This is a genomic window from Prodigiosinella confusarubida, from assembly GCF_002847015.1.
In the GTDB taxonomy this organism is placed as follows: Bacteria; Pseudomonadota; Gammaproteobacteria; order Enterobacterales; family Enterobacteriaceae; genus Prodigiosinella; species Prodigiosinella aquatilis.
Map to the genome: position 1 here is coordinate 2,541,301 of NZ_CP025085.1, position 23,754 is coordinate 2,565,054.

Sequence of the window (23,754 nt, forward strand, 5' to 3'; positions counted from 1 at the left end):
TTTGGCAGGATATATAAAATCTTGCGAATAAAAGGTCGCATTATGAAAAATAATATATATGTCACAAGTCCATTATTGCCGCCACTGAATGAGTTTATTCCTTATCTGGAAAAGATCTGGGAAAATAAATGTCTGACAAATGGCGGGCCATTCCATCAACAATTGGAGAAAGAACTAGCTGATTATCTTGGGGTGGAGCATTTGTGCTTGTTTACCAATGGTACCTTGGCCTTATTGACCGCATTACAAGCGCTGAAAATTACGGGGGAAGTGATTACGACCCCTTATTCATTTGTTGCCACATCTCATACATTATTATGGAATGGGTTAAAACCGGTTTTTGTCGATATTGATCCTGTGACCTGTAATATTGATCCTGATCGAATCGAGGCCGCTATTACACCTGAGACGTCAGCTATTTTACCCGTGCATTGCTATGGCATTCCTTGTGACGTTGATAAAATTCAGAATATTGCTGATATCTATGGTTTGAAGATCATCTACGATGCAGCACATGCTTTTGGTGTGAAAAGAAACAATAGTAGCGTACTCCATTATGGTGATCTTTCTATTCTTAGCCTGCATGCGACAAAAGTTTTCAATACGTTTGAAGGTGGTGCAATTATTTGCCCTGATGCCAAGATGAAACAACGAATAGATTACCTGAAGAATTTTGGTTTTGCGGAAGAAACCAGAGTAGTGGCTCCGGGGATCAATGGGAAAATGAGTGAAATACAAGCTGCATTCGGGTTGCTTCAGCTAAATTACATTGAGAATGCATTGATAGAACGGCAGTCAATATATAATCGATATTGTGAATTATTAGCCTATATTCCTTATATTTCAATGCCTGATATCCCCGAGTCTATAGAGTGGAATTATTCTTATTTTCCAATATTCATCAAGAGTGAATCTCCTATTAGTAGAGATGAATTATTTATTACATTAAAAGAGAATGGAATTTTCACCAGGCGATATTTTTATCCTTTGATTAGTGATTTTCCCATGTATCGAGGATTACCTAGCGCATGTGCTTCATTACTGCCCATGGCTAATAGTGTTGCATGTTCTGTTCTTTGTCTCCCTATCTACCCGGGGTTATCAGCGTCTGATCAAGATAGAATTATTTCTATCATAACATCTTCAATAGCTACGGCATCGAATTAACTGCTACCTGCATACGATGATGATTTACCGGTTGAGCGCGATAAAACGACGTCTCAGATGGACATTTTAAAGGTTTTTTTATGAACAATAAAAGTAAACTACTTGTCTTCCCCTGTAATTTACCAGAAGCAGAGGAATACGCGCAATCAGCGATACTTATGGGAATGGAAGTGGTTCGTGCATCTTCTGATCCTGAAGGATTAAGCTATAAATCGGCTTATCTACCTTATATCAGCCAGGACAGTTTTGATAGTGAATTTAAGTCACTTTTACTTAAAGAAAATATTAGTCATATTTATGCGCCTCATGACGTAGTGCTAAATTATTTGGAAAAATTCAAAGAGAAAAATAAGACAAAATTTCATTTCCAGTTATGTAATGATTATATACATAAGCAGTTATATAAAAAATTCGATGCAGCTTATCATTGGGCTGAGAATTGTATTGATGATGTATTTCAAAATATAGAACTAACGGCCCCTGCACTTAGAAAAAATCAGTACGCAAATTTAATTATTAATTACAATAATGTGCCAGGGCAAAGTGATGAAAGTAAACTTAAAGTGTTGTGCTATTTATTTAGAAATATCCCATGCGGGGATATTGTAGAAATTGGTACTTTATGGGGAAGATCGGCATATGCAATGGCTTGGTTAGCAACGAAGCATCATATTGGAAATGTGATATGTGTGGATCCGTGGGCCTATATTTATGTCGGTGATCAAGGTGAACAGGCAAAACTTGTCAATGATATGGCAGATACTATTAATTATGACAAGATTTTTGAAGGTTTCCTCGTCTCAGCAGCGGAACTTGATAATATTAATTATATTCGTGAACCTTCCGTTATTGCTGGTGAAACATATGTCGGATGTAGATCGGTTGGTAAATTAACTACACCGGAATTTGGTGAAACATCTATCAATGGTAAAATATCCATTCTTCATGTTGACGGTAATCATAAATATGAAGATGTGAAAAATGATATTGAAACCTGGATGCCACATGTACAGCAAGGCGGATGGATATTGCTTGATGACTATGATTGGGCCTTTGGCGACGGTCCCAAACGTGTAGGTGATGAATTAATTCATCATCCGCGAGTTACATCACATTTCTTGATTAGCGATACGTTATATATAAAACTATAAGTATAAAAATATTTATTTTTATCAAAAGAATAGATATCACTTTCTTTCGTTAATATTATTTATTACAACCACTATAGGAAATAATCATTAATCTATCTTTTATTATTATAAGTAGCATTATCTGGGAGCAATAATGGCAAAAATAGATGCGCTAATCCTTGATGCTGGTTTTTCTTCCTTGCCACTTCTTCAGGCCAGTATGTCTTTTGGGCATTCTGTGGGAGTTTGCAGCGGTAAAGTTTCTGATCCCGGTCACTTATTGGCTAAAAAATCATTTCCTATAAACTATGCCAACCGAGAAGAGGTTCTTAAACTGGCTCAGAAAGAAAATGTTCAGGCGATATTACCAGGCGTAACAGATATGTCTTATCTTAGTGGCGCATGGATAGCAGAGCAATTGGGATTGCCTGGTTTTGATTCTACGGATACAACGAGTCTTTTGCTTAAGAAAGATAAATTTAGAGTATATGCACAAAAAAAAGGCTTTCCGGTTCCCAATGCGGTAACGTCGATTGAGGCTGCTAACCAGCTGCATTACCCTATTTTAGTTAAACCGACTGATGCATATAGTGGCCGTGGTGTCGTTCAGGTAAATCAGAAAGAAAATGTAAAGGATGCCTACCTGACAGCTATCCGTGAGTCAGTTTCTGGCGAGGCGGTACTGGAGGAGTTTAAAGAGGGCTCTTTACACAGTCATTCGGCGTTTATTCGTGATGGGCGTATCGCTTGTGAGTTTTTTGTCAATGAATTCTGCACTATTTATCCTTATCAGGTTAACAGTAGTTGTTTGAATATTCAAATGGATGAGACGCTAAAAAATAGAATCAGTGATTGCTTGCAGGCTCTAGTTTCAGATCTTCAGCTTTGCGATGGACTATTACATACGCAGTTTATTTATAATGGAAAAGATTTTTGGCTGATTGAAGTAACACGGCGCTGTCCTGGTGATTTATATAGTCAATTGGTTCAATATTCGACAAATATCGCTTACTCAACATTATTTGTTGCACCATTTTTTCGACATTCCGTGCCTATTTCTGAATACAGACCAGCATTAAAACGATTTATTTCCAGACATACCGTATCAACCAGTGAATCTGTTCCTTTTATGGCGCTCCAATGTGAAAGGGCGCCTTTCAGAGTTATTGAAGCTGTTTTGCTTAAAACATGTGGCGAGGTTTTACAAGCAGCACCACAGGATCGTGCGGGTATTATATTTTCTGAGTTTAAGAATGTAGAAGAAATGTCATTCCATACTCAGTTTCTTAAAAACTATTTTTTTGTTAAAAGTACTTTTGCGAGGCAGGAATAATGAGAGATATCTCAAAGCACTATCCGAGGCTGAAGATCGGTTTTATCGGCGGAGGAATAAATTCAGCTGTGGGCGAAACCCATAAAATTGCTTCTCAAATGGATGGTAGCTTTGAGCTGGTTTCCGGTTTTTTCAGTCGTGAAGCACAAACTAATAAAATTACCGCAGATGATTGGGGTGTCTCACTTGACAGGGCTTATAACAGTCTTGCTGAGTTTCTTGAAGCAGAAAGAAAAATGCTAGACGCAGTAGTCGTACTCACGCCTACCCCTATGCATAAAGATATTGTTATCTCCTGTATTGAACAGCAATTGCCCGTGATTTGCGAAAAGGCATTAGCCGTGAGTACCTGTGAAGTCGAAGAAATTCGTACTGCATTGAACTCTCATCAAGGGACGCTATTGGTTACGTTCAATTATTGTGGTTACCCCATGATTAGAGAATTGCGTCAGCGAATTGCTCAGCAAGAATTTGGGGTAATAAGACAAATAATGATTGAAATGCCCCAGGAAGGTTTTTTACGCCATACAGCAGAAGGTGAGTCTCCCCGGCCTCAGAATTGGCGCCAACGCGACGGTGTAATACCTACGGTTTCATTGGATCTTGGTGTGCATGTTCATCAAATGGTTGACTTTCTGATTGGAGAAACGGCACTGGATGTTTACGCTACACATCATACATTTGGTGAAGTCCCACATGTTATCGACACTGTTCATTGCATATCTAATTATACTAATGAAATAGTGTGTAATTATTGGTACAGCAAAGCTGCTCTTGGTTATCGTAACGGTCTAAAAATACGTGTGTTTGGTAGTGAAGGCTCGGCTGAATGGATACAGATGGACCCTGAACATTTGCGTATCAGTAACATAAGCGGTAGTTCCTGGACTGTTGACCGTACACACCCTGACAATATTGTGGCGAATCATGCACGATATAGCCGATTCAAAGCCGGGCATCCAGCTGGATTTATTGAAGCCTTCGCTAACTCTTATGAAGACATTGCTGCTTCACTCAGAGGAGAATGCAATAGTGATGTCTTTGGCATTGATGTCGCGTATCAGGGGCTTGATTTTTTAAGTAAAGTCAATGCCAGTGCAATTAAGGGATGTAAGGTAAAAATATAATTATTACTATTGGTTAGCATTATGTTAATCGTGCCATTATATCCTTAAAATTATAGAGAGTTGAGCATGAGTGCTGAAAATAACTTATTAAACAATGTCATTAGCAGCGTGAATAATGATGCTATACCTCCAGCCAGGATTGTCAATTCTCTTGATGTGGATAGCAAGTCTCTTACTGTGGCTTTTGGTGAGAGTAATTTTCCTTTCTTCTCTATTGTTATTCCTGTTTATAATGGCGAATCCTATATCCATAATTGCTTGTTAAGCATTGAACGTCAGGAAAAAATCAATCCCCTGATGTTTGAAGTCATTATTATTGATGATTGTTCTACTGATCAAACATTTAATCAATTGCAATTATCAACGTATAGTTTCAATGTTAATATATTAACCACGCCAATTAATAGTGGTCCAGGTATTGCGAGGAATATAGGAATATTCGCGTCAAGAGGTAAATGGATTATATTTTTAGATGCCGATGACCTTCTCTCTGCTGATGCACTTGAGATACTTTTTAATTATATTAAAGATAACGATGTTCAGATTGTTGCATTCGACTGGCAATATACCCGAGAATCTGAAGAGAGCCAGCGTGGTGGAAGAACAGATTTAGTTAATTTGACTAAAAAGAAGCAAAAACTAATCTGCGATTATATTTCATTGAAAATGGATGGATCCGTTATCTATACAGCGATAGAGCGCAGGTTAATTCTTGACAATGAGATTGTTTTTCATGGCGGATTTCATGAAGATATAGATTTCATTTTTAAAGTATATTTCCATGTGGAAAAAATAGGTGTTGTAAATAATCCAATTTATTTAAAAAATAATAGAAGTGGTTCTATAATCAATATTATAACACCCTCTCATCTTGAAGGTTTTTTTCGGGCCTTTAATGAAATTCATGATTTTTTGATTAAACAAGATTCGTTATCTCCACTGTTGCTCAGAAATTTGTATGTGGGGTTTATTGGTATAGTAGCGACTCGCATCAGAGAAATATGGGTACTAGATCCTAAAGATAAAAGAGAATTGTATCAGGTTATTTATACTTTATGGAAAGAGGCAGAAAATAGGCTGTCTGGTGTAAAGAAAATTGCTTTAAAAACAAAGTATTTCCTAATACATGAGAAATTCGTATCTCTGATGGAAAAAAATGATGATGCTGTTGTATCAAAGATATCTTCATTTATGCAAAATATAAAAAATAAAATGTTGAGTTGCTATGATTTACATCATTCAGTATTTTTTGCTCCGGATGAAATCCGTACTTGCTGCAAACGATTCTTCGTAAATGGCATAATGAAAGGCGATGTAGTACTTTTGAATAAAAATAACTATACTTTCAATCAGTTTACAAATGAGAATATATTAAAAGAGAAGAAAGATTTATTTTTACGCATTAATAAAGGTGAAGCCCCTGAGTGCGATGGATGCCCATTCCTGGAATTTAATGAGTGGGGAGATCTTGATGAACTGAAACCTGAGCACCTTTCATTAGAATATCACTCTGTATGCAACATGAAATGTGAATACTGTAGCGATAAGTATTACGGTGGGAAAGAGGCCAGCTACGATATTTATGGTTTATTGAAAAATATAGATCTTTCATTATGTAACTCTATTGTTTGGGGTGGAGGGGAACCAACTCTGGATAAAGAATTTTCTGCGCACTTAAGATATTTATCTAATAAATTCCCCAATTTAAAACAACGAGTCATTACTAATTCAACCAAATTCATCGATGCATTGTCTGATGCCATTAATAATGATAGGGCAAATGTCATTACCAGTATTGATGCAGGAACAAAGAACAAGTTTTTTCAAATAAGACAAAACAAAGGATTTGATAGAGTTATTAATAATTTAAAGAAATATGCTTCATTAAAACCACAAAACATAACAATAAAATATATTTTTACGGAAAATAATAATGATAAAAGTGAAGTATTAGCTTTCGTTAAAACCATGCTTGAAAATGATCTTTTATCTTGTAACTTTCAGATAAGCTATGATTTCAAAAAAGAAACAGTTGATGCTATATCAGCTGTGTCAGCTATTTTATTGTATGGGCTTTTGGTTAAAAGTGGATGCCGGCATGTATTTTTCGACGATTTACTCCGTCAGCGGATATCGTCTGTTCCCTCAGATAGATATACTGAGATAGTAAGCATATTATCTTCAATGGGGCAGGAAAATATTTTGGCAAATAAAAAGAATTTTTCAAGTGTAATTATTTGGGGCGCGGGTGCGCAAACAAAATTATTACTGGAAAATTCTAACTTCTTTAAGATGGTATCGGTTAAATATATAGTTGATAATACGCCTTCAAAGATAAATACTCAATTTTTAGGCATTGATGTTTATCATCCGGATAAACTGTATGAATCTGATGATCCAATATTAATTTCTGCTGTGCAAAGCAGTCCCAAGATACTTGAAGTTTTTAACAAAATGGGATTGTCTTCACAAAGGTTAATCAAGGGGTTGGTGATTTAAATTTAGTAAGTGGGCGCTGAAAAACTTTCTATAAAACACTTCATGGCCTTTGTTCTCACTGGTTAACCCGATGGATTGATAACATTAATAACGACAAATCATTTTGTGTATCATTGATAATGGTTATCATTGATGACATTTTAACAGACCATTTAATAACGCGAGGGTAATATTTCTCAAATAAGATAGCATATTGTGTTAGTTATGCTTAACTAGTAATGTCGGGCTGAGAGGCTGAGTAGTGGCGTACTGCTTACATTAGGTGCTACGTTGGGCTGTTTCAGTCGGAGAAATGTAAAGATTTTTCAGTATGGGAAGAAATAGCGGCTCTTTTATAGAGTTATTCATTCGATTATCTATGTAGACCAAACGCATAATAGTATCGATAACATTATCATCGTAGGTATTTGTCACTGTGAGCGATCTGTATACCGCCGAAGGCACAATGGATAAAAATTCTCTCTGGCAGCGCTATATCCCCTTGGTGCGGCACGAGGCTCTGCGATTGCAGGTTCGTCTCCCTGCGAGCGTAGAACTTGACGATCTGTTGCAGGCGGGAGGTATTGGTCTGCTCAACGCGGTGGAGCGTTATGATTCGTTGCAAGGCACGGCATTTACGACTTATGCCGTACAGCGTATCCGTGGTGCGATGTTAGACGAACTCCGGAGTCGGGATTGGGCACCTCGTAGTGTGCGACGTAATGCCCGTGAAGTGGCTAATGCTATGCGTCAGGCTGAACAGCTGCTAGGTAGGGCACCCACTGAGCAAGAAGTTGCTCAGGCTCTGGATATCACTCTGCAAGAGTATCGTCAGATCTTGTTGGATACTAATAATAGCCAGCTGTTTTCTTACGATGAATGGCGCGAAGAACATGGTGATAGCGCTGGTGCGTTGTTGGAGGGAAATGAAGAGGCCAATCCGCTGCGTCAGCTCATGGATGTTAGTGTTCGTGAGAGAGTGATGGAGGCGATTGAAAATTTGCCAGAGCGTGAAAAGCTGGTGCTGACTCTTTATTACCAGGAAGAACTGAATTTGAAGGAAATCGGTGCTGTTCTGGATGTTGGGGAGTCACGAGTTAGCCAGTTGCATAGCCAGGCGATAAAGCGTCTGCGTGTAAAATTAATGAACGATGTTTAATTGGAAGCGTAGACATGTAGTTATCTTACTATACTGTTATGGAATGGACTCATGCCGCAATCAACTAGGAAGAAACAACTTCTCAGCCGTTATTTAAAAGACTTCAAACATAGACAAACACATTGTGCCAATTGTGGCAAAGAATTAGATCGTGTTTCGTTAGTATTTCGTAATCAACTTATTAATAAAAAATCAATCGGTGGTATGGATCAGCTAATTGATAACGCTGTCTGGTTATCAGTGCAGGAGGAGTTAATTCCACTATGTCGTTTCTGTAGTGAAGTATACTGCAATACCCATGCTAACTATTTTGATATTAAGGCATTTACACAATATCTGATTGAACAGACGGAAGTTCGGCATAGCACAATGCGTGAATATGTTATTCGATTGAGACGACTGGATGAACTGTTGGTAGCGAAAAATTACCCACAGGAGCGTTTTGTGACCAGCGATAATATTCAGCAGCGAATCTGTGATTATTTACCGGATATTGAGCAAAATACCTACCGCAGCGCTTTGCGAAAATATGATCAATATCTCAGTTGGCAGCGGCATTATTGATTGGATCGTTTTCATCGAGTTGCGAGGGTGATACTTATCGAGTATATGTTTATGTTATGGCAGTGTGAAAGTGCTTGCCAAAGCGGGGTAGATTATTGCACTGTCATAATACTGAAACCGTCTGGCGGTAATTTTGCTTCAGATGGTTATCAGGATCTTTAATGCGGTCAATTATTATTCGTGGGAATAGTGGTTGTCACAGTGAGGAGCTCGAATGGCAGAGTCCTTCTTTGGACGAAATAGTCAACAAATCCAGCATTTCCTTCTACCGACTTATCAATGCGGAGGATTTCCCTCCCACTTCGTTTCTCCACTGTGTTATCGCTTTATCTTTTGTCGATATGACCATCCGCATTTACGCCGAAAGCCGATTGCAACTCAGCGATGCTATTTCGCACGAGTGCTCATCGGCTTTTTTCATTTCATGTTCTTCACCGGCTTAATAAGGAAGCCAAACCTCATTTGTGAGTGAAACGCCGTAGGATTTGAGTCTACGGTAAGTGAAACAAACTGTAAGGTGCCACTATGGGAAGACAAAAAGCAGTGATCAAAGCACGTCGTGAAGCCAAGCGTGTTATCAGACGTGAATCACGTAACCATCGGCAGCGTGAGGAAGAATCGGTCACTTCTCTGGTTCAGATGGGGGGTATTGAGTCTATCGGAATGGCGCGGGAAAGCCGTGACACGTCGATGATAGAAGCCCGTACATCCGCCCAGGAACATTACTTGTCTGCAATAGAAAATAAACAGTTGGTTTTTGCCACTGGAGAGGCTGGTTGTGGCAAAACGTTTCTCAGTACGGCCAAAGCGGCCGAAGCACTAATTCATAAAGAGGTTGAGCGAATAATCGTGACCCGTCCGGTATTACAGGCCGATGAAGATTTAGGCTTTTTGCCTGGCGATATCAATGAGAAGTTTGCACCTTATTTCCGACCGGTGTACGACGTCTTACAGCGTCGTCTGGGTTCTTCTTTTCTGCAGTACTGTCTGCGGCCTGAAATAGCGAAGGTAGAAATTGCACCTTTTGCTTATATGCGTGGTCGGACATTTGAAAATGCAGTGGTTATTCTGGATGAAGCGCAGAATGTCACTGTGAATCAAATGAAGATGTTTCTAACGCGTTTGGGTGAAAATGTAACAGTGATAGTAAACGGTGATATTACGCAATGTGATTTGCCGTCAAGTGTGAAGTCGGGGCTCTGTGATGCTCTGGAGCGGTTTATAGAAGATGAAATGGTGGGTATTGTGACGTTTGATAAGGACGACTGTGTACGTTCTGAATTATGTCAACATGCCTTGGTTGCTTACAGCTAAGTCCAGAGCATCGAGGGCCGTATTGCCGTCTGGTCCTCGGTGTGTTTGTGGCTGAAAAGCGAGTGTTACTGTTGTAGATCCTGAAATTAGTCGTATCGCTTCACTATAGAAAAACCCTCTGCCGCAAGTCAGGGGGTTTTTTTACGATCATGAGCTACCCGTTGGAAAAACCGACGTCATTATGTTGCTGGATAGAAAAGCAAGCTTGCGTTGTACGAACTACACTATTCGATTGAAACTTGGTCAGAAGAGGAGGGCATATGGTTCGCGTCGTTGGGATAGATCATCTTGCCATTCGTGTCGGCAACCTGAAGGAATCGAAGCATTTTTACGATAGCGTGCTGAACTTCATGGGGTTTGAGCTTGAATGGGAGTTCGATGAGGTTGTTGGCTGGAATAACGGAGAAACCATGTTCTGGATCACCCAGGCTGACACGATAGGCGTGCGTCATAAACACCGTACGGGCGATGTTGGTTATCACCATTATGCCTTCGAGCTGGCGGCACGAGAAGAAGTCGATGCGCTCTACGATTTTCTGATGAAGGAGAAAGTGACGATCGTCGATGCCCCGGCAGATTATCCCAGTTATGGTGAAGGTTATTACGCTGTCTATTTCCTCGACCCTGATGGTTTGAAGCTTGAGGCAATGCATTTTGTTGAGAAGGAGAAGCGTCGGGCGCGTCGTATCCGTGAGAAAGGTCCTGACAATGAGATAGGTGAAAGCCAGTGAGCTGACAACCCCCTACCAATAGCGGTATTTTTATATCATAGGGTACAAAGGAAAATTACTGGGGGATGCTTCGGCTGCCTAAGTAAGGGAAATCGGTATCCAATCTAGGGTTGAAATGGCGGGTCGAGAACGACGAAAACGGATGCCATAATCCTTTAGCGACGCACTCTGTTTGCCGGAGCGCTGGTCACGAGATTTTTGGAAAATCAGCAGTCGTCATTAAGATGGCGGAGATTGCAATGGTCTGAGGGCATTATCGATCAGGTCTTGTCCGTATTGTTCCGTCAAGGGTGCAAACCGTAGCAGCAATCGATAATAAACAGGGGCAAAAATAGCGTCGACGAGCAATTCCGCGTTTACATGCGCGGGAAATTCTCCGCTTGCTTTGCCTCTTTCGATATCGGCTATTGTGGATGTGCGTCTGACGCTGATGTGACGATTATAGAGTTCGTGCAAAATTGACGGGTCGCTCTGGCCCTCGGCGATTAGGTCCGCCATCACCTTGCCGAACGGCCCGTTAAAGGCGGCGATGAGAAGACGCATCTTGGCGCGGATCACCTCCTCCGATGTCGAGGCATGGGGCACCTCCTGCTTGGCGACGAGCCGTTCGTGAAACATGGCGAAGATGATGGCCGCCTTGGACGGCCACCACTTGTAGAGGGTTGGCTTTCCTACCCCCGCACGCTTGGCGATGGCCTCCATAGTCAGGTCACGCACCGAGCATTCCTGCAACAGTACATAGACCGCATCAATGATCGCGGCATGGGCGTCGGCTGCGTTGCTGCGCGGCCGGCCGGGCCGCTTTTGTGTCGTCGTCGATGTGTTCATGTGATTTATTTTAACGGACCAGAAACTAAATTGACAGTCGTTATAATTTAATATACGTTACGTTCAGTAAATTAAAAATATTTCACGACGACAGGACTGACCGATATGCAATCAGACTTTCAACTATCGGCGCGCAACCTCGCAATTGTTGAGCATCTGCTGACGCCCGAAGACCGAAACGCCATCGCTGCCATGCGCACGATGGTTGAACCCAATAAGGGGATGCTTGAAGGTATTTCGGCGCGCGGCCCCTTCGATGCGATCATGGCGCGCGTTGCGCCGGCTGAGGGCGTTTCATACCGCCCCGACGTTATTGGCGGCATATCCGGCTGGTGGTGCCTTCCCACTGATGCGCGACCGCGACAGGCAATTCTCCATCTGCACGGTGGTTGGTTCAACTGGGGTTCGGCGGAAGCGTTCAGACACTTCGTCGGACATATCGCCCGACGGGCGGGCGTCGAGGCTTTCGTGCCGGACTATCGTCTTGCACCCGAGCACCCGTTTCCAGCCGCCATCGACGATGTGCTCGCCTGTTACTATGGGTTGCTTGGGCGGGGGGCGAACAGCATCGCCTTGACCGGAGACTCGGCAGGCGGAAATCTGGCGCTGGCGCTGCTGTCACTCGCCACGGCCCAGGCATCTGCTGATCGTCCCGCTCCAGTTGGAACCGTGGTTCTGTCGCCGGTGACGGATCTGACGCTGGGCGGAAAGAGCTGGGAAACGCGGGCGGCTGCCGACCCATATTTCACCCTGGGACAAGCACGCCAACTCGTCCGCTCCTACACCGGCAGCCGCGATCCGGTTGATCCTTTGATTTCGCCGCTTTACGGCACTCTCTCCGGACTGCCACCGATCCGCGTGCATGTCGGCGATGCCGAGGTGTTGCTGGATGATTCGCTGCGTTACGTCGAGCGTGCCATCGATGCCGGGGTCGATGCCACGGCAGATGTGTGGAGCGGTATGCCGCATGGCTTTCTGGCGGGCGTAGGGCGGTTGACTGCCGCCGATCAGACGCTAGACGCGATTGGGACCTTTCTCTCGGCGCAGCTGGACGCTGTTGAGGCGAATTGATCAACAAAATTAACAATCCATAAAAGAGGGGAACATCATGCAAATCGTCGGTAATACGATACTTGTTACAGGTGGCAATTCCGGCATCGGCCAGGGGTTGGCCGAGGCCCTTCATCGTCTCGGAAATCAGGTCATCATCGCCGGGCGGCGGCAATCGGCACTGGACAAAGTGACCGCCGCCAATCCTGGGATGCAGTCGACGCTGCTCGACATGGATGATGCCGGCGCATTTCGCGCCTTCGCTACGGACATGGCGGCGCGCTTTCCAACCCTCAATGTACTGGTCAACAATGCTGGCATCCAGCGGCCGGAAAATTTGTTGAATCCATTGGAAGATTGGTCTGCTATGGAAGCGATGGTCACGATCAATCTGCTCAGTCCCATGCGTCTGACGAGCGCAATGCTGCCGCTTCTCCTGCGCCAAAAGCGATCGACGGTGATCAATGTGACCTCCGCAATGGCCTTTGTTCCCGGCGTGGGCGTCCCGACCTACTGCGCGACGAAGGCGGCGATGCATTCCTACACCCAGTCCCTGCGACGGCAGCTCAGGGAAACCAGCGTCAACGTCATCGAGATCATCCCGCCTTATGTTCAAACCAATCTGGGACCGGGTCACGGGACGGACTCCCGCGCCATGCCGCTTGCCGATTTCATCACGGAGACGATGGCCATCTTGCGTGACAATCCCGAGGCGACAGAGGTCGTCGTCGAGCGAAGCAAGCAGCTTCGATTCGCCGCCGAACAGGGCCGGTATGACGCTACGTTCAAGGGGCTGAACGAGGCTATGTGGTCAGCGTGAAAACATCCTGAAGGTTCAAGCCTGTTGCATGTTCCACGGTTCACAGCGCTGTCGTCGTCGAATCACGGAGAGGTTCTGACGACGGACGATCCGCGCCATCGGCGGGTTTCCGGCAGGTGCATGCCGGGGAGAGTGATATAGTGGGCCGACATTACGCCACTATAAAATTGATCGATAATCGATGGAGCGAGCGAGCCGCTTCCTGGCGTGCTGGCGGAATATGTGACGCTTCATGAGAATATCGCGGCCAAGGCACCCGTATGATGAGGAAGCGTCCACCTTGCCGGTCGCAGCACTGACGACAGGGTTTGTTCTCATTGAGATGTTACAAAGTACCAAGTGTAGGGTCGAAGCGTAGAATCGGCGATCGCTACTCCGCTTGGTGCCATGAGGTGATCGGCGGGAATATCGTGCCGCAGGGGGCAATCAGCGGGGCTGGCGGTGAGGGAGGGATTCGAACCCTCGATACGTTTACACGTATACACACTTTCCAGGCGTGCTCCTTCAGCCACTCGGACACCTCACCGGATTTGCTGCCACCTAGGCAACGGGGCGCTACTATATGAAGTCGCCTTCATTCGGTCAAGTAGTATTTAGTGGTTTTGAAACATCTGGTTAAGCATTGAACGTGGCATGAAAAACAAGGGTAAACCTGAAACAGGAAAGAGATAAAAGCCACCGGCAATGCGGTGGCTGGATGTTACATTTTCAATTAGGCTAGCAGTGATTTGATATAGCTGGTAAGTACTTCATCTTTGCTGTTGGCGAAGAAATATTCCTTGAATTTAGGACCAGCAATAGCGCCTTTCAGCAGATCTTGATCAATACCGTTCAGGATGCTGATCAGATCGTTATAAGCAACTGCCTTGACGGCATCCAAAATCTTTTTGTTACGCTGTTCTGGAATCACGCGATCACGTGGATAACCTTGGCCACCTTCGCATTCAAATAATTTTTCAAAGATATATTGCAGGTTCAGTTCAGCGCCCCAACCAAAACCTTTGGCGAACGGTAGCGCGATAGCGTTACCATCGTTGATCTGGGCAAACATGTACGCATCAGAGGGATCGATCACCAGACCGCAAATGACCCCTGGAAAAGTGTTACATGCCAGCATGGCACCGGAACCAGTGCCACACCCGGTTACCACATAATCAGCCGCGCCTGAATTAAGCAGGATGGCTGCTAGAATACCGTTTTGAACATATGTCAGCGCAGCGGTATCTTCAGCAGAATATTGACCGTAATTGAAAACAGTATGGCCCATGGGTTCAACCACTTTAGTCAAGGTCGCGGCAATCAGTTCGTTTTTGGCAGCCTGGCTGTTTTCGTTAATTAGAGCAATTTTCATGTTTGTTCCTTTTTTGTGACGGACAACTACATTTTTTAAAACACTATTTCAATTAACTACTGGCAGTATACCGTGAGAAAAAGAAAGCGCAAACCATCCGCTTCAAGATCACACGACTCTATGATCACTATCGCAATTCGTTGGATCGTTTAACCCGAAGAAAGCGACTACGCGTCATTTGATCCGTCAACTGGCGCAAGCCATTAAGTCCCGTCCCGATCACAACAAGTGCCGTTGCAAACACCACGGCAGCGGTTATAGGCTATTGTGGCGGGTAGTTTGGATGAAACGCAAATCAACAGTGCCGCCATGAAAACCTGGCTGGCATTCTGGGCCAATAGCATGCACTCTCCGGTGCTAAAACGGCTACAGCGAGTCAACAGTCGCTGACGCTATTCCCACTTGTGTGTGCGTTCCGACGGGGATTATCCGGCAAACGTCCCCGGGTGGTAGCGACAGGATTGGCGGGTTTGATTGATGGTTTATGATTGCGTAGTGCATTGACTGGCGATGAGCTTAACCATGAAGAGGTATTCTCATTACCTATGATTATATTGACCAGCAGTTGGCTGGAAGCTGAATAGGTGTGTGGATCAAATCTGCTTTTCAAGCGTGACGTTATCTGGAGAGACAGGTAATCTATGCTGATTTCATATCGATAACAACATGTGATGGGGGGATTGATATCCCTGACGACGTATTATTTTCGAGCTCGATTCTCCGTGATATACCGATACTGTGCTCCAGCTTTGTTATTGTGGCGATTGATCCCGGGCGAAAGCGATAGCTTGCCCGAGAATTCGCTTAGAAGTTGCTGGTGTCTTTAAACAGACCAACTTTCAGATCGCTGGCGGTATAGATGACACGGCCATCTACCAGCACTTCGCCGTCAGCAATCCCCATGATTAGTTTACGATTGATAACGCGTTTGAAATGTATACCGTAAGTCACTTTTTTGGCGCTTGGCAGTATCTGGCCGGCGAATTTTACTTCACCTACGCCTAGTGCCCGACCTTTGCCTTCACCGCCTAGCCAGCCGAGGTAGAATCCGACCAACTGCCACATGGCATCTAGACCGAGACAGCCTGGCATGACGGGGTCACCAATAAAATGGCAGCCGAAAAACCACAAATCCGGTTTGATATCCAGCTCTGCTTCTACATAGCCTTTTCCATGTCGACCGCCATCTTCAGTCATTGTAATGACACGATCCATCATGAGCATATTACCGGCAGGTAGCTGGGGTCCCTGTGGACCGAACAATTCACCGAGACCACTGAGAATGAGATCTTCGTTTGAATAGGATGCGCGTTTATCTACCATGTTTCTTTAAGCCCTGTTTTTGTGAAGCACGCAGGTTAGCGTACAGATGTACGCTGAGCAAGTATTGTTAGTGCTGGTTAAACCAGTTATTTGGCAAAAAACCAGGGGAACCTCCGTCGTTCCTGTGGTTGTACCAGAGCAATGCGCTCACGAATAATAGAAAGCAAGTTGGGTTGCTGTTCATCATCATAGGCAACATTAGTCAACAACGGTAGAGCCTCTGCGACGGTTTCAACCGGATAGAGATGGAATTGTCCTGTCCGTACCGCTTCAATAACGTCAGGGTGCAAGCAGAGATGACGCTGATTGGCCGCTGGCAGAATCACGCCTTGATGACCCGTCAGGCCACGCCGCTGACACACTTCAAAAAAACCTTCGATCTTTTCGTTCACACCACCAATAGGCTGAACGTGGCCAAATTGATCAACTGATCCTGTGGCGGCAATCTGTTGATTGATAGGTTGTAAAGCCAGTGCACTGATTAATGTGCTGAACTCCGCTAGGGACGCACTGTCACCGTCAACCTCACCATAAGATTGTTCAAACACAATTGATGCGGAGAAAGGTAACTGTTGTTCCAGCTCCAGTTCTGAAATTAAGAAAGCTTGCATAATCATCATACCTTTGGCATGAAGATTTCCACCAAGTTCTGCTTTACGCTCAACATCGGTAAATTCACCGTCACCGGGATGTACCACACAACTGATACGTGTCGGTTCTCCAAACATTATCGGATAACCGGGGTATTCCAGCACCGATAGACCATTAATCTGACCTATCACATATCCTTCGGTTTCAATCAGAATTTGACCAAGCTCGATCTCATCTTGCATGCGTTCACATAGGTAACCTTCACGCCAGCGCCGTGCCGTTACTGCATCAATAATAGCTTGTGCGGTAATTTCTTTCTGTTGCTGCGCATACAGCGCTGAATACTGTAGCTGATGTGTCAACCATTGCGGACAAAGCGGTAGGCAGCCTTGATCGCCACTATAACGTACCGCCAGCGTAAACAGTTCATTCCAGGCATCGGCAGCCAGCAGCGGTAGCTGATTTTCCCGGCACAATGCATTGATATAGGAACACCAGTGCACCATATCTTCGGGTTCAATCAACTGCAATTGTGATTCGAATTCACCGTAGATGGCCAGTTCGCCCAGCTCGGGTTCCATCTCATGAATATCACCCAGACTTTCTCGATCACCCAGGATAATGACTCTTATATTGATGGGCATCGGAGGAATGTTTACCGGCAAAGGTCGGCGTTCATCAGGAGAAAGCCAGTAATATTGACCGTCAAGGACGATCTGCTTTAATCGAAGCCACATCAGTGGTTGTGCTAGTAACGTCCTGGCAGAAAGAATCAGCGTTCCGCCATTAACCTGATGAATCAGTCCCGGCTGGAGTGAGATCTCATCCTGGAAACAGCGGACGCAGCCGAATAACTGCTCTGGTTCAATCCATTCCCGATACCCACAATGAATGGTGGCCGCAAAGTTGTCATCTTGACGTTGTGCTGGCTGGATGCTGATCTGATGTTTCTCTATCTGATACACGCTACCATATAATTCATCACTGGACGGGACCAGTGTGTTAACCGCATTGGCAATCAGCGCCAGATAGGCGTTGTTCTCCTGTGCCTTCAGCAGCATAAAGTGAGAAGGTGAGCGCGGATGACAAAAAATATTCAACGCATCAGCCAGACGAGCCTGAATCGCTGAAAATTCAGCGGGGGCGAGCTGTGCAGCCTGGGAAAATAACGTCTGATATGGCGTATGGTCGGGCAGTAGGTGCTGCCATTCGAGTTGATTGCTGGTCAAAGTGTCTAATATAACCGTCTGAAGGAAAACCGCAATTATACAAGAATAATGCCGGCTGCACATGAGCAGAGTCGAACGATTCACCAGTTGATTCACGTTGTGATGATATCGTGTGAAAAATAATCAGCAAAAAGTTGCTTGAAAAGGAAACTCAGGCAACAATGAAAAGACAATGGGATACGTTACACGGTCACTGAAGAATTTATGATGAAATATCAGCAATTAGAAAATCTTGAGTGTGGTTGGAAATGGAAATATCTGGTGAAGAAACACCGTGAAGGTGAGCCAATAACACGTTTTTTGGAGCAGAGTGCTGCGGAAGAAGCAGTGAATGCATTATTGAACATGGAGAGTCAACCAATAAACGTGTTGCAGTGGATTGAACAAGACATGAACCCGGCATTGGCAAACCGGATGAAACAAACCATTCGTGCCCGGCGCAAACGCCATTTTAATGCCGAACATCAGAACACGCGCAAAAAGTCTATCGATCTGGAATATCTGGTCTGGCAGCGTTTGGCGGGACTAGCGCATCGGCGTGGCTGTACACTTTCTGAAACCATTGTGCAATTGATTGAGGATGCTGAACATAAGGAGAAATATGCCAGTCAGATGTCGCTACTCAAACAAGATTTGCAGGCTATTCTGAATAATAAGGCGTGATGCGACTCCTTTCTCTCACACCTTCCCGGTTTTGCTGATCATTCTCTGACACTCGTTGTACTAACGCGCTTATATTATGCTCTGCAAACACCTCAATACCATGAATCAGAAGAAGCTCGGCTACTACGCCATAACCGGCCGTTGTCTGCCCATTAAATTGGCCGTTGTATACTCTCTGGCTTCCGCAAGAAGGACTCCCCTCTGTCAGCAATGCGAAACGACAACCATGCTCTTTGGCCATTTTCAGTGCCAACCAGGCACCGAGAATATACTTTTCTGTGACATCCGTACCAGAGGACTCGATTACTCGAGCACCCTGTGTAATAACAGCTCGTCCTGATAAGGAGGGAATAATCTCTGCTGAAGGTCGAGGTGTGGGGAATCCTGCTGCCAGTTCCGGGCAAAAAGTAACCAGCCGGTTTTCTTTGTGCCAGATATCCAGGTATTCCGACACCGTTTTTTTATCAGACCCATTATAACGGACCGGAAATCCTGCCAGGCAGGCGCTAATCAGGATTTTGCTCATCTGAAACCTTTAATCATTAATCACATGAGGACGGTGGCAAGATACGATGATTGTGGCAAGTCATGCATTATACAAGGAAATAATAGGTAATTTATTAACTAATAATAATTAAAAAAATGAAAAAACCAACACCACAGGAAAGCTTAATGGCCATGTCAGGCCAATTATCAACGCTGCCAGGAAACGGATAAACAGGGAATTATCACGACTCATTAGAAAAGTAAATAACATTGAAACCACAAGGCCAATGAAATAAACATATTCCATGATTTCCCATAGGTTATGATGCAACACATTTCTTTCCTTAGTATATAGAGTACAATTATTATAAAATATTAGTATTTAATTATCAATAAGTTAACTTGTCATTTCCGACTGCTCCAAACACGTTGTCAGGATGGTTAGCAAACCACAGTGATAAGTTTAGTCTGGATAAGCCAGCATCTGCTTTGTGTGAATATACATTCCCATATAAGCGGACTCCTATAAAGATTTGCATATGCTATCAATATTAAGGATAGATTATGGCGTCACTGTTTGTTGCTTTATTCATCAGTGTCTGACTATTGTTGCTGAATAATGTTAACGCTAACGGCATCATTGTTTCTGATGGGCATGTCAAAGAAAAAGTTATTCGGTCATCAACCTCAGCCTATTCAGGAAACTCCCTTGTCCGTTTAATATCACCAACAGTGGTTGGTTGTCGCTGTGAAAAGCACTGTGCATGGGATAGACAAGATGGGTGGTGCCTCTATTGGTTACAAAGAGGAGGTAACCGGGAAAAAGATCACATAGTGAAGACAGAAAAATGCCCAATCCACTCGTTAACCAGTATATGTGTAACATGTTCATAATGCAGCGACAGTGGGTGTTTAAGTCATATTTATGACAAAAATATTAATTTTTTGTTCTCCTATGGACATCGTAAGGAGAGTAGCATAGTTTGGGTTTTTATCTCTGTGATAAAGGTAATAAAATGAGTGAGATATCAAGTTTGTCGTTAAAGATTCCCTTGAGTCTGAAAGAGAAGATTAAAGTAGCTGCGCTGGAGAATCAGGTTTCGATCAGTACTGAGGTAAGCGACCGGTTGCTGAAAAGTTTTGATACTGATGTCCATTCCAGTGATGTTGATGTCATCGATAACCAAAATACCGAGGAAATGGCAGAGTTACCTCTTACAGCCAAAGAGATTAAAAAATTACGTCAGTTGCTGAAAGAAAAGCCTAAAAGCGCCTCTAAAAAAAAGTAATGCCTTCCTGAATGCATGCTGTATCACGTTCTGATATAGCATGCTCTAAATCTGTGAATCCCTAGAATGTGAACAAGATCGATAAAATATCTTCGCTTTGTGCCGATAGAGTACCTTTAGGCTGATTTATCTGACAGGGAATAAACATGCTCATGGGTACACTAAAAGAAACGTTACTGTTTGGTGCAACCGGTCAAGTTGGCATTCATCGCTATGAAATCTATAAACATGAGATGAAAGGTGGTTATTTTGCCATCATCTATGTACAAAAAACGATAGCTGTCCATGATAATAGTATGGTGATGTGGGTAATGGAGAATTCATATTTACCACTAAAATCAAATTTTGTACCGAATGCCCGCATGGAATGTGAAGTACATTGGCAAGAAGAAATTGCACCATCTCTCTGTTCTGGGGATTAATGGGTTAAACCTGTAACGGATGGCTCGTAGCTTAATAAACGGATGAGAAGACAAGGACGTTATCTAGATGATACATAAAAACATTTTTTTGATAAAAATTTTACTATTAACACGATTAACTTTTAAGGATTTTAATACTTAGAATACGTAACCGCTATCAAACCCGCGTTAGTGCTCTTTCGATAACTTACTGATCTAGTAAAAATCGTACAAAAATTAATACCAGGCATTATCTTTGCAACACTGATCTGGTCTGGTTGCAGAGAAGGCACAACATCGTTTACGATATCTCACTGCAATTGATTCATGGAGGATGAAAATGATTTTTTCTATGTGGGAAATAACGGATAGTTGCATTGGATATGTCCGTTCTTTGATTTCTATCAAAAATTTATCACATCTGCGACTGCCAACCTGACTTGATTTTCTGTGAACAAAATTATTTTTGTCAATTATTCTGTTTTTCTATTATGGAAATATTTACTACGTCACCTCAAAAATAATAGTCTCAAATATTGCATGACATTGATAATCTTTCTACTAAAGGAAATTAAATCCACAAGGTAGGATTCTGGATAAGCATCTTATTCAATAATAGTGGTTATTTTTATTTTGCTGGATTGTTAATAATAGGATTGAAGTTCAAAGGGGATTTATATGAGTTTTTCTAATTTACGCATAGGTTATCGCCTGGCCATTGGGTTCTTTTTCTTGATATTCATGTTATTGATCGCTGGAGGGGTGGCATTATTTAATATGAGTGATTTCAATAAAAAAATGGATAGTACGGTTTCAGAAATTTATCCGCTCACAGCCAAAGGTAATCAATTAATTGAGGAGTTGAATAATGCACTGATGGGACAACAGGTTATCCTTTTCCTTAACTCCGAATCTGATATCACCCGTAAACTGGAGGAAATCAAGGGGCACTCTGCCACTATCACTACAGTACTTAATGATCTTGAAAAGTCAGTTCACGACAAAAAATCCATTGATTTGCTTAATGAAATTCAAAGAATTCGCAAAGAATATATGATTTCTGGCAATAAAATCATGGAGTTGGTAAATAGTGGTAATAAAGATGAAGCAGTTTCGGAGTTGTTGAATGTCGCATTAACGCTTCAAAGCAAATATAAAAGTAAGGTTTCAGAGTTTGTTGACTATCAGGATGACCAAATGGTTGAGGCAAAAAATGAGGTGAAAAAAAGTTATTTTGAAGCTCGTTTATTGCTGATTTCGGTATTTCTGAGCAGTGTTGTTGTCGGTGTACTCATTGCGTGGTTGATGACTCGTAGTGTTACTCATCCATTACAGGAAGCATTGTTGATTGCTGAAAAAGTGGCGAAAGGAGATCTTTCTTCTGAAATAAAAACGGAGCGTAAGGATGAAACAGGTATGTTGTTGCGGGCACTCAACAATATGAATGCGAGTCTGCGTCAGATTGTCAGTCAGGTTCGAGATGGGGCTGAAATGATTTCCACCGCAGCTTCACAAATCGCTGCCGGTAACCAGGATCTTTCTGCCAGAACGGAAGAGCAAGCTAGTTCTCTGGAGGAAACTGCAGCATCTATCGAGCAACTGACCTCGACTATTAAAAATACCGCTGACAATACGTCACATGCAACATCGCTTGCTAGTGAGGCTTCTGAAACCGTGGAGAAGAGCGGTGAGATGATGGTAAGTGTGACGCAGGAGATGCGTGAGATTAAAGATTCATCTCAACGGATGGCGGAAATCATCGGTGTTATTGACAGCATCGCTTTCCAGACCAATATTTTGGCGTTGAATGCTGCAGTTGAAGCGGCAAGGGCGGGTGAGCAGGGCAGAGGTTTTGCAGTAGTGGCCAGTGAAGTTCGTGCGTTGGCGCAGCGTAGTGCAACAGCAGCAAAAGAAATTAAAGAACTCATCGACGACTCAGTGGAAAAAGTTCTGGATGGGATGTCTCTAGTTGAAAACACGGAATTAACTATGGGGTCGGTGATTCAGAATGTCCAAAATGTGAACGGCATAATCAATGAGATTGCTCAGGCAAGTCATGAACAGAGTGATGGTATTAATCAAATTAATCTGGCGGTTGGACAGATTGATACCACAACCCAACAGAATGCGGCACTAGTTGAAGAATCTGCCGCTGCTGCTCGTTCATTACAGGATCAGGCGCAGAATCTGACTAGAATGGTCAGTGTTTTCAAACTCGGCACATTTCATGTGCATTATGGTGAAAGCAAATATGTCTCGGAAAATAACCAGTTGGCATTAGTTACGGATTTACCCGATGTAAAAGGAAAGAAGATTACAGAGGATATGGCCGATTGGGCAACGTTCTGATATCACTGACATGATTTTTATGCTGAAAACCGTCATGGTGACCACGACGGTTTGTGCGTTTCCATCCTGGAATCGACCACAGCAGGGAAACACTTGACCTCGCCTATTGAGGACAGATTAGCCTGATTCAATGCATGCCAACACCATAGATTACTTCTCTTGATAATCAGCGACTGATGAACTGCTTTCTTGCGCTTCGGATGCGAAGCTATCTGGGAAGAAAACGACAGGTGTATGTTCTACCAGTCTATTGAGCCTCGATGAATATAATCCAGCCAGGCCGGAAAATGTTGCTGGTATAATTGAAGGCATACTGAATTGAGCAGGAGACAATGATTATTTTGTCACTTTACCTGAATCATGATAATGAG

Annotated in this window: 22 protein-coding genes, 1 tRNA gene and 1 pseudogene; 17 read left to right on the forward strand and 7 right to left on the reverse strand. The window is 43.3% G+C overall.

What is annotated here, in order from left to right:
- Positions 1 to 42: 42 nt before the first annotated feature.
- The 10 genes from CWC46_RS11585 to CWC46_RS11625 all read left to right on the forward strand — a co-directional run bounded on the left by CWC46_RS11585 (position 43) and on the right by CWC46_RS11625 (position 11,003).
- Positions 43 to 1,167 (forward strand): DegT/DnrJ/EryC1/StrS family aminotransferase, encoded by a 1,125-nt coding sequence (locus CWC46_RS11585; protein ID WP_021016416.1) that lies wholly within the window; start codon positions 43 to 45, stop codon positions 1,165 to 1,167.
- Positions 1,168 to 1,247: 80 nt separating this feature from the next.
- Complete coding sequence (locus CWC46_RS11590; protein WP_021016415.1) at positions 1,248 to 2,318, forward strand: class I SAM-dependent methyltransferase; 1,071 nt, start codon at positions 1,248 to 1,250, stop codon at positions 2,316 to 2,318.
- Positions 2,319 to 2,451: 133 nt separating this feature from the next.
- Positions 2,452 to 3,630, forward strand: coding sequence for an ATP-grasp domain-containing protein (locus tag CWC46_RS11595; RefSeq protein WP_021016414.1), 1,179 nt, complete (start codon positions 2,452 to 2,454; stop codon positions 3,628 to 3,630).
- The gene (locus CWC46_RS11600; protein ID WP_021016413.1) at positions 3,630 to 4,757 is read left to right on the forward strand and encodes a Gfo/Idh/MocA family protein; all 1,128 of its coding nucleotides are present in this window, start codon (positions 3,630 to 3,632) and stop codon (positions 4,755 to 4,757) included. The genes CWC46_RS11595 and CWC46_RS11600 overlap by 1 nt, the downstream gene beginning before the upstream one ends.
- Before the next feature lie 66 nt (positions 4,758 to 4,823).
- Positions 4,824 to 7,256 (forward strand): glycosyltransferase, encoded by a 2,433-nt coding sequence (locus CWC46_RS11605; RefSeq protein ID WP_021016412.1) that lies wholly within the window; start codon positions 4,824 to 4,826, stop codon positions 7,254 to 7,256.
- A gap of 415 nt (positions 7,257 to 7,671) precedes the next feature.
- Entirely contained in the window at positions 7,672 to 8,394 is a 723-nt protein-coding gene (locus CWC46_RS11610) for an RNA polymerase sigma factor FliA (protein WP_021016411.1), read from the forward strand.
- A 51-nt stretch (positions 8,395 to 8,445) separates the two neighbouring features.
- The gene (gene fliZ, locus CWC46_RS11615; RefSeq protein ID WP_021016410.1) at positions 8,446 to 8,958 is read left to right on the forward strand and encodes a flagella biosynthesis regulatory protein FliZ; all 513 of its coding nucleotides are present in this window, start codon (positions 8,446 to 8,448) and stop codon (positions 8,956 to 8,958) included.
- Positions 8,959 to 9,119: 161 nt separating this feature from the next.
- Positions 9,120 to 9,401: a hypothetical protein gene (locus CWC46_RS22855; protein ID WP_021016409.1), complete on the forward strand. Its 282-nt coding sequence runs from the start codon at positions 9,120 to 9,122 to the stop codon at positions 9,399 to 9,401.
- Between the two features lie 82 nt (positions 9,402 to 9,483).
- Entirely contained in the window at positions 9,484 to 10,272 is a 789-nt protein-coding gene (gene phoH, locus CWC46_RS11620) for a phosphate starvation-inducible protein PhoH (RefSeq protein ID WP_021016408.1), read from the forward strand.
- Positions 10,273 to 10,532: 260 nt separating this feature from the next.
- Positions 10,533 to 11,003, forward strand: a complete 471-nt coding sequence (locus CWC46_RS11625; protein WP_021016407.1) for a VOC family protein — start codon at positions 10,533 to 10,535, stop codon at positions 11,001 to 11,003.
- Positions 11,004 to 11,222: 219 nt separating this feature from the next.
- On the opposite strand, the gene CWC46_RS11630 is transcribed toward CWC46_RS11625, so the two are convergent.
- Positions 11,223 to 11,831: a TetR/AcrR family transcriptional regulator gene (locus tag CWC46_RS11630; RefSeq protein WP_021016406.1), complete on the reverse strand. Its 609-nt coding sequence runs from the start codon at positions 11,829 to 11,831 to the stop codon at positions 11,223 to 11,225.
- Between the two features lie 105 nt (positions 11,832 to 11,936).
- Here CWC46_RS11630 and CWC46_RS11635 point away from each other — a divergent pair, with 105 nt between their 5' ends.
- Together CWC46_RS11635 and CWC46_RS11640 are read left to right on the forward strand one after the other, a co-directional pair.
- Complete coding sequence (locus CWC46_RS11635) at positions 11,937 to 12,902, forward strand: alpha/beta hydrolase (RefSeq protein WP_021016405.1); 966 nt, start codon at positions 11,937 to 11,939, stop codon at positions 12,900 to 12,902.
- A 37-nt stretch (positions 12,903 to 12,939) separates the two neighbouring features.
- On the forward strand, positions 12,940 to 13,701 hold the full coding sequence (locus tag CWC46_RS11640; RefSeq protein WP_021016404.1) for an SDR family oxidoreductase: 762 nt from the start codon (positions 12,940 to 12,942) through the stop codon (positions 13,699 to 13,701).
- 436 nt (positions 13,702 to 14,137) lie between these two features.
- Here CWC46_RS11640 and CWC46_RS11645 read toward each other — a convergent pair.
- A tRNA-Ser gene (locus CWC46_RS11645) sits at positions 14,138 to 14,227 on the reverse strand.
- Positions 14,228 to 14,413: 186 nt separating this feature from the next.
- Positions 14,414 to 15,052 carry an RpiB/LacA/LacB family sugar-phosphate isomerase gene (locus CWC46_RS11650; protein WP_021016403.1) on the reverse strand — a complete coding sequence of 213 codons (639 nt, stop codon included), beginning with the start codon at positions 15,050 to 15,052 and terminating at the stop codon, positions 14,414 to 14,416.
- A 279-nt stretch (positions 15,053 to 15,331) separates the two neighbouring features.
- Between CWC46_RS11650 and CWC46_RS23640 the strand changes: the two genes are divergently transcribed.
- Entirely contained in the window at positions 15,332 to 15,442 is a 111-nt protein-coding gene (locus CWC46_RS23640; RefSeq protein WP_157831367.1) for a TetR family transcriptional regulator C-terminal domain-containing protein, read from the forward strand.
- 414 nt (positions 15,443 to 15,856) lie between these two features.
- Here the strand turns inward: CWC46_RS23640 and fabA are convergent, their stop codons facing one another.
- Together fabA and CWC46_RS11665 are read right to left on the reverse strand one after the other, a co-directional pair.
- Positions 15,857 to 16,375: a bifunctional 3-hydroxydecanoyl-ACP dehydratase/trans-2-decenoyl-ACP isomerase gene (gene fabA, locus CWC46_RS11660; RefSeq protein WP_021016402.1), complete on the reverse strand. Its 519-nt coding sequence runs from the start codon at positions 16,373 to 16,375 to the stop codon at positions 15,857 to 15,859.
- A 67-nt stretch (positions 16,376 to 16,442) separates the two neighbouring features.
- Positions 16,443 to 18,195, reverse strand: a pseudogene (locus CWC46_RS11665) (AAA family ATPase).
- 207 nt (positions 18,196 to 18,402) lie between these two features.
- On the opposite strand from CWC46_RS11665, the gene matP reads away from it, so the two are divergent.
- Positions 18,403 to 18,858 (forward strand): macrodomain Ter protein MatP, encoded by a 456-nt coding sequence (gene matP, locus CWC46_RS11670; RefSeq protein WP_037382084.1) that lies wholly within the window; start codon positions 18,403 to 18,405, stop codon positions 18,856 to 18,858.
- Here matP and CWC46_RS11675 read toward each other — a convergent pair.
- Positions 18,836 to 19,384, reverse strand: coding sequence for a 2-thiouracil desulfurase family protein (locus tag CWC46_RS11675; RefSeq protein WP_021016399.1), 549 nt, complete (start codon positions 19,382 to 19,384; stop codon positions 18,836 to 18,838). The genes matP and CWC46_RS11675 overlap by 23 nt on opposite strands.
- Positions 19,385 to 19,492: 108 nt before the next feature.
- A complete protein-coding gene (locus CWC46_RS11680; RefSeq protein ID WP_021016398.1) occupies positions 19,493 to 19,678 on the reverse strand; it encodes a GhoT/OrtT family toxin in 186 nt (61 codons plus the stop codon).
- A 682-nt stretch (positions 19,679 to 20,360) separates the two neighbouring features.
- Here CWC46_RS11680 and CWC46_RS11685 point away from each other — a divergent pair.
- The 3 genes from CWC46_RS11685 to CWC46_RS11695 all read left to right on the forward strand — a co-directional run bounded on the left by CWC46_RS11685 (position 20,361) and on the right by CWC46_RS11695 (position 23,383).
- On the forward strand, positions 20,361 to 20,633 hold the full coding sequence (locus tag CWC46_RS11685) for a hypothetical protein (protein ID WP_037382079.1): 273 nt from the start codon (positions 20,361 to 20,363) through the stop codon (positions 20,631 to 20,633).
- Positions 20,634 to 20,785: 152 nt separating this feature from the next.
- On the forward strand, positions 20,786 to 21,055 hold the full coding sequence (locus CWC46_RS11690; protein ID WP_157831368.1) for a hypothetical protein: 270 nt from the start codon (positions 20,786 to 20,788) through the stop codon (positions 21,053 to 21,055).
- 657 nt (positions 21,056 to 21,712) lie between these two features.
- Positions 21,713 to 23,383 (forward strand): methyl-accepting chemotaxis protein, encoded by a 1,671-nt coding sequence (locus CWC46_RS11695; RefSeq protein WP_021016395.1) that lies wholly within the window; start codon positions 21,713 to 21,715, stop codon positions 23,381 to 23,383.
- The last annotated feature ends 371 nt before the right edge of the window (positions 23,384 to 23,754 follow it).

Bases quoted from the DNA above. Each gene is read 5' to 3' on its own strand.
- CWC46_RS11585 (WP_021016416.1), top strand. From the start codon at position 43: ATGAAAAATAATATATATGTCACAAGTCCATTATTGCCGCCACTGAAT.
- CWC46_RS11590 (WP_021016415.1), top strand. From the start codon at position 1,248: ATGAACAATAAAAGTAAACTACTTGTCTTCCCCTGTAATTTACCAGAA.
- CWC46_RS11595 (WP_021016414.1), top strand. From the start codon at position 2,452: ATGGCAAAAATAGATGCGCTAATCCTTGATGCTGGTTTTTCTTCCTTG.
- CWC46_RS11600 (WP_021016413.1), top strand. From the start codon at position 3,630: ATGAGAGATATCTCAAAGCACTATCCGAGGCTGAAGATCGGTTTTATC.
- CWC46_RS11605 (WP_021016412.1), top strand. From the start codon at position 4,824: ATGAGTGCTGAAAATAACTTATTAAACAATGTCATTAGCAGCGTGAAT.
- fliZ (WP_021016410.1), top strand. From the start codon at position 8,446: ATGCCGCAATCAACTAGGAAGAAACAACTTCTCAGCCGTTATTTAAAA.
- CWC46_RS22855 (WP_021016409.1), top strand. From the start codon at position 9,120: ATGCGGTCAATTATTATTCGTGGGAATAGTGGTTGTCACAGTGAGGAG.
- phoH (WP_021016408.1), top strand. From the start codon at position 9,484: ATGGGAAGACAAAAAGCAGTGATCAAAGCACGTCGTGAAGCCAAGCGT.
- CWC46_RS11625 (WP_021016407.1), top strand. From the start codon at position 10,533: ATGGTTCGCGTCGTTGGGATAGATCATCTTGCCATTCGTGTCGGCAAC.
- CWC46_RS11630 (WP_021016406.1), bottom strand. From the start codon at position 11,831: ATGAACACATCGACGACGACACAAAAGCGGCCCGGCCGGCCGCGCAGC.
- CWC46_RS11635 (WP_021016405.1), top strand. From the start codon at position 11,937: ATGCAATCAGACTTTCAACTATCGGCGCGCAACCTCGCAATTGTTGAG.
- CWC46_RS11640 (WP_021016404.1), top strand. From the start codon at position 12,940: ATGCAAATCGTCGGTAATACGATACTTGTTACAGGTGGCAATTCCGGC.
- CWC46_RS11650 (WP_021016403.1), bottom strand. From the start codon at position 15,052: ATGAAAATTGCTCTAATTAACGAAAACAGCCAGGCTGCCAAAAACGAA.
- fabA (WP_021016402.1), bottom strand. From the start codon at position 16,375: ATGGTAGATAAACGCGCATCCTATTCAAACGAAGATCTCATTCTCAGT.
- matP (WP_037382084.1), top strand. From the start codon at position 18,403: ATGAAATATCAGCAATTAGAAAATCTTGAGTGTGGTTGGAAATGGAAA.
- CWC46_RS11675 (WP_021016399.1), bottom strand. From the start codon at position 19,384: ATGAGCAAAATCCTGATTAGCGCCTGCCTGGCAGGATTTCCGGTCCGT.
- CWC46_RS11685 (WP_037382079.1), top strand. From the start codon at position 20,361: ATGAGTGAGATATCAAGTTTGTCGTTAAAGATTCCCTTGAGTCTGAAA.
- CWC46_RS11690 (WP_157831368.1), top strand. From the start codon at position 20,786: ATGGGTACACTAAAAGAAACGTTACTGTTTGGTGCAACCGGTCAAGTT.
- CWC46_RS11695 (WP_021016395.1), top strand. From the start codon at position 21,713: ATGAGTTTTTCTAATTTACGCATAGGTTATCGCCTGGCCATTGGGTTC.